Raw genomic sequence first — 14,900 nt, 5'->3', positions numbered from 1 at the left:
CTTCGGACGTGGGCGTCTCGATCAGGTTGCTTTCGCCGGCTTCGACACGGGCGCCGAGCAGCACGTAGAGCGTCGCGTCGCCGCCATCGTCGAGGATCAGGTTCGGGCCGTCCTCGAACTGGAACGACCGGTCGAGGTAGTCCCAATGCTCTTCCAGGCTCTGCCCCTTGATGGCAAAGACCGGCACGCCGGCTTCCGCAATCGCGGCCGCGGCGTGGTCCTGCGTCGAAAAGATGTTGCACGACGCCCAGCGGACATCGGCGCCAAGCGCCACCAGCGTCTCGATCAGGACGGCCGTCTGGATCGTCATGTGCAGCGAGCCCACGATGCGCGCGCCCTTCAGCGGTTGGGCTTCGCCATACTCGGCGCGCGTGGCCATCAGCCCGGGCATCTCGGTCTCGGCGATCTCGATCTCGCGGCGGCCATACGTGCTCAGCGAGATATCCTTGACGACGTAGTCTTGCATCTGAGACGCACTCCCGTGGAATTTCGTGAATTAACCTTGGGCGCAGGTAACAGACCCTACCCGCGGTTGCCAATGGTGGTGCGCTTTCGCGCGGGCCACATTATGGCGTCACTTGTAGCCTAATCCGAGAGATGTCATGTCGAACGGCCACCTCGATCCCGCCACGAGCCGCCTCTCGGTCGAGGCTTCGCGCCCGGCCAAAGCCGATACGGCGGTGGTCTTTGCCGGCGACGGGTTCTACGCGCGCGCGGCGATGCAGGTCGCCCAGCAGCTCCACATGCTCCATCCCGAACGGCGGTTCGACATCTGCATCGCTGCCAACGACATGCCCGCTGCGCCGCCCCAAAGCCTGTCGCACCTGGACCTGCGCCGCTGCGCGATCACGACGGGCGGCATGTTCGACGGCCTCCGCCTCGATCCGGGAAGGACCGAGATCGTCTACCTGCGGCTTGCCCTGCCGCAGGCGCTCCGGGGCGAGTATCGCCGGATCCTCTACCTCGACAGCGATATCTTTGTGCAGGGGGCCGGGTTCGACGAGCTGCTGGCGCTGGACATCGGCGATCGGGCGATCGCCGCCGTGAAGGACAACAGCCAGGCGAGAACGCCGCGCCGCGTGCCCGAGCAGTTCCGCCGGCTGGGCATTCCCCACGCGCCCTATTTCAACGCGGGCGTCATGCTGATCGACGTGGACCGCTGGCTCAAACAGGACATCACCGGGCGCACCGTTGCCTTCGGCCGACAGCACCGGGACAAGATGATCCGGCACGACCAGAACCTGCTGAACGGCGTCCTGCAAGGCGATTGGGCCGAGCTGCACCCGACATGGAACTGGCAATACACCGCCGCGACGAACATGCTGGCCGAGATGGTCTCTCCCCGCATCCTCCACTTCATCGGCCCCCGAAAGCCCTGGAGCAGCCGCGGCGGCCGCCATCCCCTGCGCTACCGCCAGGCTTTCGCCGATTTCATGGCTCGGCACTTCCCCGACCAGCCCGCGCTGCCCGCGGTGGCGCCGCCCGAAGAGGCGTGGATGCGCCGGTCACTGGCAAAGCACGTCCTGTCCCAGGGGCGCACCCTGCGGCACTTGCGGCGGTTCCGGAACGAGATGACGGTGCTGACATGAGAAGGCCCCGCGCGTGGCAACGGATGCTCTCGGGGCGGCGGCTCGACCTGCTGGACCCGACGCCGGTGGATATCGAGATTGCGGACATCGCGCATGGCCTTGCCTTCGTCGCCCGCTGGAACGGCCAGACCAATGGGGATTTCCCCTATTCCGTGGCCGAACACTCGCTGCTTGTCGAGGCGCTGTTCACCCGGATGGTCCGTGCGGCCGAGCCTCGCTGGCAGCTCGCGGCGCTTTTGCACGACGCGCCGGAATACGTGATCGGGGACATGATCTCGCCGGTGAAGGCGGCGGTAGGGCCGGGGTATGGTGCGCTCGACGAGCGACTGACGGCGGCGATCCACATTCGCTTTGGTCTGCCGGCGGCGATCCCGGTCAAGGTGAAGCGACAGATCAAGGCGGCGGACAGGGTGTCGGCCTGGATGGAGGCAACGCAGATCGCAGGCTTCTCCGAGGCCGAGGCCACCCGCTTCTTCGGCCGGCCCGACGCCACACTGATCCGGGGGCTCGACATCGTGCTGCGCCCCCCGCGCGACGTGCGAGAGGCGTTTGCCGCACGCCATGACGCCCTGCTGGCGCAGGTCTAGCGCGGGCTGCGCTTGGCGAGGATGCGCTGCAGGGTCCGGCGGTGCATCGACAGGCGCCGCGCCGTTTCGCTGACATTGCGGTCGCATTGCTCGTAGATGCGCTGGATATGCTCCCACCGGACGCGATCGGCGCTCATCGGATTTTCCGACGGCGGGGGCAGGTCGTCGCTGCGAGATAGCAGCGCGGCCATGATCTCGTTCGCGTCGGCGGGCTTCGACAGGTAGTCGGTGGCCCCGATCTTGACCGCGGCGACTGCGGTGGCGATCGCCCCATAGCCTGTCAGCACCACGACCTTGGCATCCTCGCGTTTCGCCCGGATCGTCTCGACCACATCGAGCCCGTTGCCATCGCTCAGACGCAGATCGACGATGGCATAGGCCGGCGGGCGATGCGTGGCCTTGGCGCGGCCGGCAGCGACGCTGTCGGCGGTATCGACCTCGAAGCCGCGCTTTTCCATCGCGCGGGCGAGGCGCTTGAGAAACGTCTCGTCGTCATCCACGAGCAACAGCGTCTTGTCGCCGGGGATGTCGATGGGCTCCAGATCGTCCATGAGAGGGTATCCCTGCAAAGCCGCTTGATGCCATGCACCTAGCAGCCCGGACCGGGTGATCAAACCGCTCGTCGTGTCACGTGTTGCTGAGGTAACACTCCGTGCGGTCCGCCACCTCTTCAGCCGTCACGCCTTCGCCCGAGGCGCCGGGTGCCCCACGGAACAGGTCGACGAAGCCGTGACCCGGTATCATCAGGTAGGTGAACACGGTGTGGTCCATCAGGTAGGTTGCGGGATCGTCGCCGCGCCTTGCGTGGTAGACGCGGTATGCCTGCGCCGCCTCGCGGATCTGCTCGGGCGAGCCGGTTAGGCCCAGCATGTCGGGGTGCATGTACTCGGTGAACTCGGCCATGACCTCGGGCGTGTCCCGCTCGGGGTCGACCGAGATGAAGACGGGCTGCACCTCGTAGCCGCGCTCGGCCAGCAGATCCACGGCCTGCGCATTGCGCGCGGCGTCGAAGGGGCAGACGTCGGGGCAGTAGGTATAGCCGAAATAGACCAGCGACGGCGCATCGAGCACCTCTTCGTCCGTCACCGTCTCGCCGGTTTCCGACACAAGCTCGAACGCGCCGCCGATCGCGGCGGCGCCGGCGACGGCCCCGTCGCGGCAGGGGGCGAAGGGGCCGTCGTCGCGGCCGGTCCACCACACCGCGGCGGCAAGTCCGCCCGCTGCCGCAAGTACGGCGACTGAGCTCAGCGTGACGGTCGTGCGATTCATGCGGCGGTCTCCGAGGGATCGTTGGCTTCGCCGCATTGATCGGCCGTCGGGCGGCGGCATACAAGTCATTCCCATGACCGAGGCCACTCACAGTTCAGAGACCGACGCGCTTGACCCGCGTCACGCGTTCGACAACCGGTCGGACTGGGTGCGGATGCAGACCCTCGTGTGGCTCAGGTGGATCGCCGTCACGGGTCAGGTGATTTCGGTCGTGGTTGCGACCGAGGCGCTGGACCTCGACCTCGAGACGGGGTTGATCTGGGCGGCCATCGGCGCCGCGGTCATCACAAACCTGATGGCGACGCTGGTCTTCCCAGAAAACCGGCGCCTGTCCGAGGCCGAGCTTGCCGCAACCCTCGGCTTCGACATGTTGCAGCTCTGGATGCTGCTGGTGCTGACGGGGGGGTTGCATAATCCCTTCGCGCTGTTCGTGCTGGCGCAGGTCGCCATCGCTGCGCTCGCGCTGAGTTCGCGCCTCGCGTATCTGCTGTGCGGGTTGGCCATCCTCCTGTGGACCGCGCTGGCTTTCTTTTACCTGCCGCTGACCACCGTCTCGGGCGAGGTGCTGCAGCTTCCCCCGATCTTCGTCGTGGGCTTCTGGACTGCCATCGTCATCGCGATCCTGTTCCAAGGGGCCTACGCGCATAGGGTGACGGCCGAACTGACGGCCATGAGCGACGCGCTGACCGCCACGCAGATGGCCCTGTCGCGCGAGCAGAAACTGACCGACCTGGGCGGCGTGGTGGCCGCCGCGGCGCACGAGCTGGGGACGCCCCTGGCCACGATCACCCTCGTCGCGGGCGAACTGATCGAGGACACCGACAACGACGACACCCGCGCCGACGCTAGGCTGATCCGCGAGCAGGCCGAGCGTTGCCGCGTGATCCTGCGCGAGATGGGGCGGGCCGGAAAGCAGGATGAGCATGTCAAGATCGCCCCGCTCGTTGCCGTGGTCGAAGAGGCCGCCAATCCCCACCGCGCACGGGGGGTCGAGGTGGTGATCGAGACGATCGCGCAAGACGACGCGCCGCAGCCCAGCATCGCGCGCCGCCCCGACGTGATCCACGGGCTGCGCAACCTCGTGCAGAACGCGGTCGATTTCGCTGCCGAGACCGTCCGGATCGAGGTCTCGTGGAGCGCCGACGAGGTGGCCGTTCGCATTTCCGACGACGGGCCCGGTTACGCGCCCGACGCGCTACCCCGTCTCGGCGACCCGTTCCTTCGCAAGCGGCCCGAGGGAGCTCCGGTCGGTGCGAACCGCAGGGCCTACGAGGGGATGGGCCTCGGGCTGTTCATCGCCAAGACGCTGTTGGAGCGGTCGGGCGCCGAGCTTGCCTTCGCAAACGGGCGGAGCGGCGGTGCGGTGGCCCATGCCGCATGGCGGCGGGCCGATATCGCCGTCGCCACCGACCGCGTGCCGCTGGGGGAAAACCGCCCCACAGCATGACGAAACATGCTTAAGCCGGCTTTAACCCCGATCTGCGCATCCTGAGTCCGAAACAGGGACAGGAGGCCGGCGCATGGCGGCTCAGACGACGCTTTTGCTGTTCGGGGCGCTTGGCGCGTTCACCGCGGCGCTGGGCGCCTTGGCCCTGCTGTCCGCGACACGCCCGCGGCTTCTGGTGCGCGACGTCTCGAACCGCACCGTCTTTCTGATCGAGGGCGATCGCCTCATCGACGCAACCGCCACCGCCCGCACGATGCTGGAGTTCCTCGGCGGCGAGCAAGGGGAGGTCTGGCGCAAGGATCGTCTGGTCGAATGGCTGTCGAACAGCTTCCCCGGTCTGCCCGCTGCCCTCGACAGCATGGACGAGCGGACCGAGCGCATCGTCATCGGTCGCGACGGGGTTGGTCGGCTCGATCTCGAGCAGGACGGAGACCGCCTGCGCCTCACGATGCGCGAGGATGGCAACGACCGGATTCTGGTCGACCGTATCTGCCAGAGCGCATCCCTGGACGAGCTCGAGGCGCTGCGCCGTGCCGCGGACGGCATGGTGTGCCCCGTCTGGGTCGAGGATCAGGGCGGGCGCATCCTGTGGGCCAACCAGGACTACCGCACCCGGTGCGAGCGGCTCCACGGGCGCGTCACGTGGCCCCTGGCGTCGCTGTTCCCTGCCGAAGGGTTCTCGGACGACGATCGGCAGCGGCTGCGGCTCGGGGACGACTGGTTCGACGTCCGCGCGGCCGAGCGTGGCGGCGCACGCGTGCTGACCGCCTTCCCGGCGACGGAACTCGCCGCGGCCGAGAGCGGTCTCAGGGCCTTCAAAGGCACCGTCGCGCGGACCTTCGCGCACCTGACCGTGGGCCTCGCGATCTTCGACCGGGGCGGGCGGCTCGCCGTTTTCAACCCGGCGCTGGGCGACCTGACCACGCTGCCCATCGACCTTTTGATCTCGCAGCCGTCGCTTGCCTCGTTCCTCGACGCCCTGCGTGCCCGCCGCATGATCCCCGAGCCGCGCAACTACGCCTCGTGGCGGGATCGCGTTGCGGCGATCGAGGGTGCGGCCCAGGAGGGGACGTTCTCCGAGCTCTGGCACCTGCCTGCCGGCCGCACGTTCCGCGTCACCGGCCGTCCGCAGCCCGACGGCGCCTTCGCGCTGCTGATCGAGGACGTCACCTCCGAAGTTTCGCTAACGCGGCATTTCCGGGCCCGGATCGACACAGGCCGCGCCGTGCTTGACGCGCTATCGGAGGCCGTCGCGGTCTTCGACCACGAGGGCGCGCTGATCCTTCGCAATACCGCCTACGACCGGCTCTGGGGCGCGGACGAGACGCAGACACTCGCCGGAGCGCTCGCCACCTGGCGGGTCCGGTGCCTGCCCGACCCGGCGGTCGAGGATCTGGCGCAGGCGGTCGGCACGCGGTCCGGCGTCCTCGGACCAATGGCCGACCTGCCGCTGCGCGACGGGGGGCGGGTTCACGTCATTGCCACGCCGCTTCCCGGTGCCGCGACCCTCGTGCGCTTCGTCGAGGCCGCCGGCGTGACGCGCGTGCTTCCGCCTGCGGTCAAGCCGCCCCGCGCGCAATCGGCCTAAGAAGGGATAACGTTCGCGCGCCCATCCGCGCATCGTGTCGCGGGACGGCGCAATCGGCTTGATGCGTCCGCCGCGCACCGTCATCTTGCGCGGCATGGACGATCTCTCCCTTTTCCTGCCTGACGCCGCCGCGACGGATGCGCTCGGGGCCGAGCTGGCCACGCGGCTTGGCGCTGGCGACTCCGTGCTGCTGTCCGGCGACCTTGGCGCGGGCAAGAGCCACCTGACCCGTGCGATCATCCAGACGCGCATGGCCCGGCACGGAACGGTCGAGGATGTCCCGTCGCCCACATACACGCTGGTCCAGACCTACCGGATCGGCGGGATCGACGTGTTCCACGCGGACCTCTACCGGCTGGGCGATCCGTCCGAACTGATCGAGCTTGGCCTTGATGATGCCATGGCCGGCGGCGCACTCTGCCTGATCGAATGGCCCGAACGCCTGGACCACGCGCCTGACGATGCCCTGCGCATCTCCTTGGTGCCCGAAGGAACGGGCCGGCGCGCGACGCTCACGGGGCCGGCCAGGCTGATCGACGGAATCGAGGCCGCCACTCATGCCTGACCAATTCCTCGCCCGCGCCGGTTGGAGCGATGCGGTGGGCACTCCCCTGGCCGGGGATGCCTCCGGTCGCCTCTATACCCGTCTGACGCGGGGGGCCGAGAGCGCTGTTCTGATGGAAAGCTGCTCTGCTCCGGTCGGCCCCTTCTTGACGGTGGCCGCGCACCTTGAAGACCTCAACCTGTCGGCGCCCCGGATCATGGCGGTGTCGGAGAAAGATGCGCTGGTCCTCATGGAGGATCTGGGTGACGATATCTTTGCGCGCGTCGTCGCCGCTGACCCTGCCGCCGAAGCTCCGCTGGGCGAGAGTGTGATCCAGGTCCTCGCCATGCTGCAGGCCGGCCCGGTTCCTGCTTGGGCTGCGAGCTACGACGCCCATGCGATGACGGACGCTCTTGAACCTGCGTGGAGCCACGCCGCCCGGCCGAACGGCCCGGTGGCCGAATGCAACCGGCTGTTCCGCGGCCTTCTGGCGGAGCACGGGCAGGGCGAGACGGTCCTTCTGCACCGCGATTTCCACGCCGAGAACCTTGTTTGGCTGCCGGGGCGAGAGGGCGCGCGGCGGGTCGGGCTGCTCGACTTCCAGGACGCGCTGGCGGGGCATCCGGCCTACGACCTAGCCTCGTATCTCCAAGACGCGCGCCGCGACGTGTCGCCCGAGACCGAGGCGTGGATGCTCGACCGGTTCTGCGCCGTCACCCACCGCGACCGCGACACCTTCGGGGCCGCCTATGCGCTCCAGTCCCTTCAGCGAAACGTCCGCATCCTCGGGCTGTTCGCGCGTCTGGCGGAGCGGGGCCGGACCGGCTATCTTGCCCATGTTCCGCGCGTCCGCGGCTATGTCGAACGGTCGCTTGCCCATCCCGCGGCGGCGCCACTGGCAGGGCCGCTTCGTGACTGCATCCTGACTCCGGTAGCCGCATGAGCCGACCCCTGATGATCTTTTGCGCCGGCTTCGGGCGGCGGATGCTGCACCTGACGCAGGATCGCCCCAAGCCGATGGTCGAGGTTGGCGGCCGCAGCATGATCGACCGCGCTGTCGACCTTGGGATCGAGGCCGGCGCCGCGCCCATCGTCGCCAACACGCACTACCTGCCCGAGGTCATCACGCCGCGGCTGGAGGCCCGGGGCGTCACGATTTCGCACGAGCCGGGCACGATCCTCGATACCGGCGGGGGACTTGCCGCTGCGCGGCCCTTGCTGGGGCCGGGGCCGTGCTGGACGCTGAACCCGGACGCGATCTTCGCGGGACCGAACCCGTTGGACCTGCTACAGGACGCGTGGCGCGACGGGATGCGGGCCCTGCTGCTTTGCGTGCCGCTGGCGCAGGCGAAAGGCCGCAAGGGTGCCGGGGATTTCACCCTCGCCGACGGTCGGCTGCGGTTTGGCGGGGACCACGTCTATACCGGTGCGCAGATCATCGACCCGGCGGTCCTCGACAGCGTGCCGGACCGCGTCTTCTCACTGCGCCGCGTGTGGGAGGCGCTGGCCGCTGAGAACGCGCTGCACGGAATCGAATATCCCGGCGCCTGGGCCGATGTTGGCCATCCCGATGGCATCGCGTTGGCCGAGAGCCTGCTCGCCGATGTTTGAGCCCACGGACGGCGCGCGCCTCTTTGCCCTGCCGCCCGGCTGCGACTATCCCGCCGAACTGATCCGCGGCCTCGAAGAGCGCCTCGAAGGCCACCCTCCCGAGACCTGGGCCGCAGTCGAGATCTTCGTCAATACCGCGCGCATGCGTCGCCGACTGATGCAGCTCTTCGCCGAGGGACCGCCACGCCTTCTGCCGCGCATTCGGCTTCTTGGCCAACTTGCGGCGAACCCGGCGGTGGACTTGCCCCCTGCCATGCCGCCGCTGGGCCGCAAGCTGGACCTCGCGCGACTGGTGCAGCGCCTGATCGAGGCCGACCCGACGCTCGCCCCCCGCAGCGCCGTGTTCGACTTGGCCGACAGCCTCGCCGGGGTCTTCGACGAGATGTATGGCGAAGGCGTCGACCCGGCGGCGCTCGAAAGCCTCGACGTGGGCGACCTTGGCGGCCATTGGCAGCGCGCGCTGAAGTTCCTGACGATCGCGCGCATGGTGACCGAAACCGAAGCCCTGCCCAGTGGCGAGGCGCGCCTGCGCTTTGCCGCCGAAGCGCTCGCCGACCGTTGGCGCGCCGAGCCGCCGCAACACCCGGTCATCGTCGCGGGCTCCACCGGTTCGCGCGGGCCGGTCGCGCTGCTGATGGAGGCCGTGGCCCGTCTGCCGCAGGGGGCCGTGGTGCTGCCGGGGGTCGATCCGCACATGCCGCCCGAGGTGTGGGACAGCCTTGGCGACGCGCGCACGGGCGAGGATCATCCGCAGTTCCGCTTTGCCGCAATCTGTCGGCGGCTCGACCGGACGCCGTGGGACCTGCCGCGCTGGACCGGGTGCGCACCCGCCCCCGAGCGCGGCGCGCTCCTGTCCATGGCGTTGCGCCCGGCACCCGTGACGGATCAGTGGATGCGTGACGGTCCGGCGCTGGGCGACATGGTCAAGGCGACCGAGGGGCTGAGCCTGATCGAGGCTGCCGACCCCGTCGAAGAGGCGCAGGCCATCGCGATCCGCCTGCGCCGCGCGGCCGACGAAGGTCGACACGCCGCGCTGGTCACGCCCGACCGGACGCTGACGCGGCGGGTGCAGGCGGCGCTGGACGGTTGGGGGATCGAGGCCGACGACAGCGCGGGCGAGCCGCTGCACCTGACGCCGCCGGGCCGCCTGTTGCGCCAGACCGCGCGGCTGATCGGCGAGATGCCCGGTCCCGATGCGGTCCTTGCCCTGCTGAAGCACCCGCTCGTCAGCCTCGGTGACCGGGGGGTGCATCTGCGGAACACGAACGCGCTCGACCTGTGGCTGCGCGACAATGGCGGGCCGTGCGTCGACACCGCGCTGCTGTGCCAGTGGGCCGAAGAGGGCGATGTGGATTGGGCGGTTCGCCTTGGCGGCGTACTCGACCGGCTGGCCGCGACCGGCGCGGCCGACCTGCCCGTTCTTGTCGCACGCCACATGGCCGAGACCCAGGCCCTCGCGCCCGCGCTGTGGGATCAGGCCGCGGGACGAAAGGCGCGCCAGGTCATGGCCGCGCTCGAGGCGTCGGCCGGTCACGGCGATCCATTGCGGCCGGCGGACCACGTCGCGCTGCTCGACTCGCTTTTGCAGGCCGAAGAAGTGCGCCGCCCGGACACCGCCCGGCCCGACATCATGATCTGGGGCACGCTCGAGGCGCGGGTGCAGGGGGCCGACCTCGTGATCCTCGCCGGGCTCAGCGAGGGGACGTGGCCCGAGCCGCCGGTCCCCGATCCGTGGCTCAACCGCGAGATGAGGGCGCGGGTGGGGCTTCTGCTGCCGGAACGCCGGATCGGCTTGTCGGCGCACGATTTCCAGCAGGCCGCCTGCGCACCCGAGGTCGTCCTGTCGCGCGCCCGCCGTGATGCCGAGGCCGAGACGGTGATGTCTCGGTGGCTGAACCGGCTGACCAACCTTCTGGGCGGATTGCGTGATAACCGCGGCCCCGAGGCGCTGGAGGCGATGCGCGCCCGCGGCAACGTCTGGTTGAACCAGGCCCGCCTGTCTGCCGCGCGGGTGCAGAAGGCCGATCCGGTGCAACGTCCCTCGCCCCGGCCCCCCGTTGCAGTGCGGCCCGCGCGCCTGTCGGTAACGCAGATCGAGCGGCTGGTCCGCGACCCCTACGGCATCTACGCCGCGAAGGTCCTGAACCTGCGCCCCCTGTCGCCGCGGCGGCCCGAGCCGGACGGGCGGCAACGGGGGCAGGCGCTCCACAAGATCCTCGAGCTGTGGCTGACCGAAGGCCTCGACCCCGCGACGCTCGAGGCACGGGACGCGCTGCGGCGGATAGCAGACGAGGTGCTGGCCCCGGTGCCCTGGGCCAGTGCGCGGCTGACCTGGCTCGCGCAGATCGAGGGCTGGGTGGACTGGTTTCTCGAGGGCGAGCGCCGCCGGCAGGCCGAAGCGACGCCTCTGCGCCCCGAGAAGGAGGGGCGCTTTGACGTGCCGGGCACGGGCGTGCTGCTGACGGGAACGGCCGACCGGATCGACCGGATGGAGGACGGGCGGCTGATCCTCATCGACTACAAGACCGGAAAGCTGCCGTCGAAGCAGCAGCTTCTGCATTTCGACAAGCAGCTGATGCTCGAGGCCGTCATGGCCGAGGCCGGCGCGTTCCAAGGCGTCGAGGCCGCCGAGGTCGCGCGGGTCAGCCATATCGGCCTTGGCGCCGACCGAAAGGAGACGCTGCACGACCTGCGCGACGGGGGCGACGTGACGCTCGATCCCGGGGCGGTCCTGGCGATGCTCCAGCAGCTTTTGGGTGCGTACGGCGAGCGGCGGCAGGGCTATACCTCGCTTCGGGCGACCGAAAGGCAGACCGACCGGTTCGACTATGCTCACCTCGCCCGTTTTGGCGAGTGGGACCTGAGCGACCCGGCCCAGCCGGAGGACGTGGGGTGACGCGCGACGAGGCGACGACGCGCCAGATCACTGCCGCGCGGCCGGATCGGTCGACCTGGCTGTCGGCGAATGCGGGTTCGGGCAAGACGCGGGTACTGACCGACCGGGTCGCGCGGCTGCTGCTGGCGGGCGTGCAGCCGCAGAACATCCTGTGCCTGACCTACACCAAGGCCGCCGCCAGCGAGATGCAGAACCGCCTGTTCGAGACGCTCGGGCGCTGGGCGATGATGCCGGATGCGGCGCTGTTCTCCGCGCTCGAAACGCTCGGCGCGGACCCGGCCGAGGCGGATCTGTCGCGAGCCCGGCGCCTTTTCGCGCAGGCCATCGAGACGCCGGGCGGCCTGCGCATCCAGACGATCCACTCGTTCTGCGCGGTCCTCTTGCGGCGCTTCCCGCTCGAGGCGCAGGTCTCGCCCCGCTTCACCGAGATGGACGACCGCGCCGCCGCGCAACTGCGCGAGGCGTGCCTCGAGGCCGTCGCCGAGGCCGAGCCCGACTTGTTCCGGCAGGTCGTCGCGATGACCGGCGCGGTGGATGACCTTGTCTCGGGCATCGTCGCGGCGCGCGATGCCTTCGCGCCCGTAGACGAGGCCGGCCTGCGCAAGGTGCTGGACCTGAGGGCGGACGATAGCCTCGAGTCCCTCTTGGCCAGTGTTTTCGACCCAAGCACCGAAGCGCTGTTGCGGCGGGTGGCGCAGGGCATGACGTCGGGCGGCAAGACCGATCAGGCCGCCGCACCGCGTCTGGCTGCGCTGACCGCGCCTTTCGGCGCGGCGGCGCTGGACGTGCTCGAGGATATCTGCCTGTACGGTACCGGTGCGAAGGAGCCCTTCGGTGCGAAGTGCGGCAAGTTCCCGACCAAGGCCGTACGCACGGCGCTTGCGGACGATTGCGACGCGCTCGACGAGTTGATGGAGCGGGTCGCCGAGGCGCGTGCAACCCGCCTGTCGCTTGCCGTGCTCGACCGGTCGCTGACGCTCAACCGCTTCGCCCAAGCCGTCCTGACGCGCTATGCGCGGGCCAAGCAGGCGCGCGGATGGCTCGACTTCGACGACCTGATCCTTGGGGCGCGGGATCTGCTGACCCAGAAGGCCGTCGCCGACTGGGTGCTCTACCGTCTGGACGGGGGCATCGACCATATCCTTGTGGACGAGGCGCAGGACACTTCGCCGGTGCAATGGACCGTGATCGGCGCGCTTGCCCGCGAGTTTGCCGCCGGGCACGGGCGGCGCGAGTCCGGCGAGCGCACGATCTTCGTCGTTGGCGACAAGAAGCAGTCGATCTATTCCTTCCAGGGCGCGGACCCCGAGGGGTTCGACCGGATGCACGACTACTTCGCCGAGCAGCTTGGCCGCGATGCTCTCCAGCGGCTCGAACTTCAGCATTCCTTCCGCTCGGCCCCCGCGGTGCTGGGCGCCGTGGATGCCGTGTTCGCCGCGGGCCTTGGGGGGCCGGTTCAGCACCACGCGTTTCGGGCTGCGATGCCGGGGCGGGTGGACCTGTGGCCGATGACCGAAGGCGACCCCGAGGGCGATCCGCCCGACTGGGAAAACCCGGTGGACAGTCCCGATCCCGAAAGCGCAGTGTCGCGGATTGCGGGCCAGATCGCGCGTGCCGTGAAGGGAATGATCGACCGGGGCGAGACGATCCCCGACCGCAAGGACCCCTCGCGCCGCCGTCCGGTCAAGGCGGGCGACGTGCTGATCCTCGTGCGGTCGCGCTCGGGCGTGTTCCACCCGCTGATCCGGGCCTGCAAGGCGGCGGGGCTCGACATCGCGGGGGCCGATGTCCTGACGCTCGAGGATGACCTGGCGGTGCGTGACATCCTGTCGCTGCTGAAGTTCCTGGCGCTTGAAAAGGACGATCTTTCGCTGGCCGAGGCGCTTCGCTCGCCGCTGTTCGGGCTGAGCGAGGGCGATCTCTACCACCTCGCGCACGGACGAAAGGGGCCTTTGTGGGATGTCCTGATGCACAGTTCCCACGCCGCGACTGTTGCCATCCTCCACGACCTTCGCGGCAAAGCCGATTACCTTCGCCCCTACGAGCTGATCGACCGGCTGCTGGTGCGGCACGGGGGGCGGGCGCGGCTGATCGGGCGGCTTGGGGTGGAAAGCGAGGACGCCATCAATGCGCTTCTGGGTCAGGCGCTGGATTATGAGCGGACGGATGTGCCGTCCCTGACCGGCTTTCTCGCGTGGTTCGAGGCCGAGACGGTCAGGATCAAGCGCCAGGCCGAAGGTGCGGGCGAACGGCTGCGGGTGATGACGGTGCATGGCGCCAAGGGACTCGAGGCGCCGGTGGTGATCCTTGCCGACACCACCAAACCGCCTCGCAACGACGCGGCGCGCTTCGTCAAGATGCCGGACGGCCCGGTGATCTGGTCGCCCGCCAAGGATGCGCGCCCTCCGGCACTGGCCGCCACGACCGAAGCGCTTGCCGCCGCCGACGCGGCCGAGCGCGACCGGCTTCTCTACGTGGCGATGACGCGGGCGGAAAGCTGGCTGATCTGCTGCGGCCCGAGCACGACGCGCCCCGCGGGCACCTGGTACGAAACGCTCGAGGCCGGCATGGCCGCGCTGCCGACAACCGAGGTCGAGACCGAGGCCGGGCCGGGGCGCCGGTTCCAGGTCAACGACTGGACCGCCCCCGCCGCGGTCGAGAGCGCGCCGTCGGCGGCAGGCACCGTGGGCGAGCTGGCCGCCTGGTTTGACGAGGCTCCCGCCGCGCCGCCGGCTTCGGCTGCGTTCGTTTCGCCTTCGGGGCTTGGCGGCGCCAAGGCGCTGCCTGGCGAGGTGCTTGCCGAGGATGTCGACGAAGACGAGGCGACCGCCCGCGGCTCACGCATCCACCTGCTGCTGGAGCATCTGCCGATCGACGCGCCCGATACCTGGGTCGACAGGGCGGCCCGCCTGCTTGCGGCGGACACGTCGACACCCGGGCAGATCGCCGATGCGCTGGACGAGGCGCGCCGGGTGCTGGGCGCGCCCGAACTGCGCGACCTCTTCGCGCAGCCGGCGCTGAAAGAGGTGGAGCTTGTCGCTCCGTTGCCCTCGGGCGATCGACTTCTGGGCGCGGTGGACCGGCTGATCGTCGCCTCGGACAGCGTTCTCGCGATCGACTACAAGTCGAACCGGATCGTGCCGGCCACCCCTGACGCCGTGCCTGAAGGACTGCTGCGGCAGATGGGCGCCTATGCCCATGCGCTCGCGGCGATTTATCCGGGACGGCGGGTCGAAACGGCGATCCTGTGGACCCGCGAGCCGCGGCTGATGCGGTTGTCAGAGGGCGCCGTGGCGGCCGCCTTCGTGCGGGGCCTGACTTGACGCTGATCGGGGGCGTCCTTACCTCTCGCGCCTGACGCGATCGCAA

12 protein-coding genes are annotated in these 14,900 nt (G+C 69.6%); 9 read left to right on the top strand and 3 right to left on the bottom strand.

The features are described from left to right. The coding region (locus ACFDS3_RS02590) for an adenosylhomocysteinase (protein WP_375260783.1) at positions 1–466 on the bottom strand (466 nt) is incomplete at its 3' end. A 136-nt stretch (positions 467–602) separates the two neighbouring features. Here ACFDS3_RS02590 and ACFDS3_RS02585 point away from each other — a divergent pair. Together ACFDS3_RS02585 and ACFDS3_RS02580 are read left to right on the top strand one after the other, a co-directional pair. Beyond that, a complete protein-coding gene (locus tag ACFDS3_RS02585) occupies positions 603–1,589 on the top strand; it encodes a glycosyltransferase family 8 protein (protein ID WP_375260782.1) in 987 nt (328 codons plus the stop codon). Next, complete coding sequence (locus tag ACFDS3_RS02580) at positions 1,586–2,176, top strand: hypothetical protein (RefSeq protein WP_375260781.1); 591 nt, start codon at positions 1,586–1,588, stop codon at positions 2,174–2,176. Before ACFDS3_RS02585 ends, ACFDS3_RS02580 begins: the two co-directional genes overlap by 4 nt. Here the strand turns inward: ACFDS3_RS02580 and ACFDS3_RS02575 are convergent. Both ACFDS3_RS02575 and ACFDS3_RS02570 read right to left on the bottom strand, forming a co-directional pair. Continuing rightward, a complete protein-coding gene (locus ACFDS3_RS02575) occupies positions 2,173–2,727 on the bottom strand; it encodes an ActR/PrrA/RegA family redox response regulator transcription factor (protein WP_375260780.1) in 555 nt (184 codons plus the stop codon). The genes ACFDS3_RS02580 and ACFDS3_RS02575 overlap by 4 nt on opposite strands. A gap of 76 nt (positions 2,728–2,803) precedes the next feature. Next, entirely contained in the window at positions 2,804–3,445 is a 642-nt protein-coding gene (locus ACFDS3_RS02570) for an SCO family protein (RefSeq protein WP_375260779.1), read from the bottom strand. A gap of 73 nt (positions 3,446–3,518) precedes the next feature. On the opposite strand from ACFDS3_RS02570, the gene regB reads away from it, so the two are divergent. The 7 genes from regB to addA all read left to right on the top strand — a co-directional run bounded on the left by regB (position 3,519) and on the right by addA (position 14,854). Next, complete coding sequence (gene regB / locus ACFDS3_RS02565; RefSeq protein WP_375260778.1) at positions 3,519–4,892, top strand: sensor histidine kinase RegB; 1,374 nt, start codon at positions 3,519–3,521, stop codon at positions 4,890–4,892. 73 nt (positions 4,893–4,965) lie between these two features. Beyond that, the gene (locus ACFDS3_RS02560) at positions 4,966–6,480 is read left to right on the top strand and encodes a PAS-domain containing protein (protein WP_375260777.1); all 1,515 of its coding nucleotides are present in this window, start codon (positions 4,966–4,968) and stop codon (positions 6,478–6,480) included. A gap of 94 nt (positions 6,481–6,574) precedes the next feature. After that, a complete protein-coding gene (gene tsaE / locus ACFDS3_RS02555) occupies positions 6,575–7,045 on the top strand; it encodes a tRNA (adenosine(37)-N6)-threonylcarbamoyltransferase complex ATPase subunit type 1 TsaE (RefSeq protein ID WP_375260776.1) in 471 nt (156 codons plus the stop codon). Further along, a complete protein-coding gene (locus tag ACFDS3_RS02550) occupies positions 7,038–7,967 on the top strand; it encodes an aminoglycoside phosphotransferase family protein (RefSeq protein ID WP_375260775.1) in 930 nt (309 codons plus the stop codon). The genes tsaE and ACFDS3_RS02550 overlap by 8 nt, the downstream gene beginning before the upstream one ends. Next, the gene (locus ACFDS3_RS02545; protein ID WP_375260774.1) at positions 7,964–8,635 is read left to right on the top strand and encodes a nucleotidyltransferase family protein; all 672 of its coding nucleotides are present in this window, start codon (positions 7,964–7,966) and stop codon (positions 8,633–8,635) included. The genes ACFDS3_RS02550 and ACFDS3_RS02545 overlap by 4 nt, the downstream gene beginning before the upstream one ends. Then, positions 8,628–11,531, top strand: a complete 2,904-nt coding sequence (locus ACFDS3_RS02540) for a PD-(D/E)XK nuclease family protein (RefSeq protein ID WP_375260773.1) — start codon at positions 8,628–8,630, stop codon at positions 11,529–11,531. The genes ACFDS3_RS02545 and ACFDS3_RS02540 overlap by 8 nt, the downstream gene beginning before the upstream one ends. Next, positions 11,528–14,854: a double-strand break repair helicase AddA gene (gene addA / locus ACFDS3_RS02535; RefSeq protein ID WP_375260772.1), complete on the top strand. Its 3,327-nt coding sequence runs from the start codon at positions 11,528–11,530 to the stop codon at positions 14,852–14,854. The genes ACFDS3_RS02540 and addA overlap by 4 nt, the downstream gene beginning before the upstream one ends. Positions 14,855–14,900 lie beyond the last annotated feature (46 nt).

It is taken from the genome of Palleronia sp. (assembly GCF_042089775.1).
Taxonomy (GTDB): Bacteria; Pseudomonadota; Alphaproteobacteria; order Rhodobacterales; family Rhodobacteraceae; genus Palleronia.
The sequence above is the reverse complement of the archived record's forward strand: the minus strand, read 5'-3'. Positions and strand labels throughout refer to the sequence as shown.

Bases quoted from the DNA above. Each gene is read 5' to 3' on its own strand.
- ACFDS3_RS02585 (WP_375260782.1), top strand. From the start codon at position 603: ATGTCGAACGGCCACCTCGATCCCGCCACGAGCCGCCTCTCGGTCGAG.
- ACFDS3_RS02580 (WP_375260781.1), top strand. From the start codon at position 1,586: ATGAGAAGGCCCCGCGCGTGGCAACGGATGCTCTCGGGGCGGCGGCTC.
- ACFDS3_RS02575 (WP_375260780.1), bottom strand. From the start codon at position 2,727: ATGGACGATCTGGAGCCCATCGACATCCCCGGCGACAAGACGCTGTTG.
- ACFDS3_RS02570 (WP_375260779.1), bottom strand. From the start codon at position 3,445: ATGAATCGCACGACCGTCACGCTGAGCTCAGTCGCCGTACTTGCGGCA.
- regB (WP_375260778.1), top strand. From the start codon at position 3,519: ATGACCGAGGCCACTCACAGTTCAGAGACCGACGCGCTTGACCCGCGT.
- ACFDS3_RS02560 (WP_375260777.1), top strand. From the start codon at position 4,966: ATGGCGGCTCAGACGACGCTTTTGCTGTTCGGGGCGCTTGGCGCGTTC.
- tsaE (WP_375260776.1), top strand. From the start codon at position 6,575: ATGGACGATCTCTCCCTTTTCCTGCCTGACGCCGCCGCGACGGATGCG.
- ACFDS3_RS02550 (WP_375260775.1), top strand. From the start codon at position 7,038: ATGCCTGACCAATTCCTCGCCCGCGCCGGTTGGAGCGATGCGGTGGGC.
- ACFDS3_RS02545 (WP_375260774.1), top strand. From the start codon at position 7,964: ATGAGCCGACCCCTGATGATCTTTTGCGCCGGCTTCGGGCGGCGGATG.
- ACFDS3_RS02540 (WP_375260773.1), top strand. From the start codon at position 8,628: ATGTTTGAGCCCACGGACGGCGCGCGCCTCTTTGCCCTGCCGCCCGGC.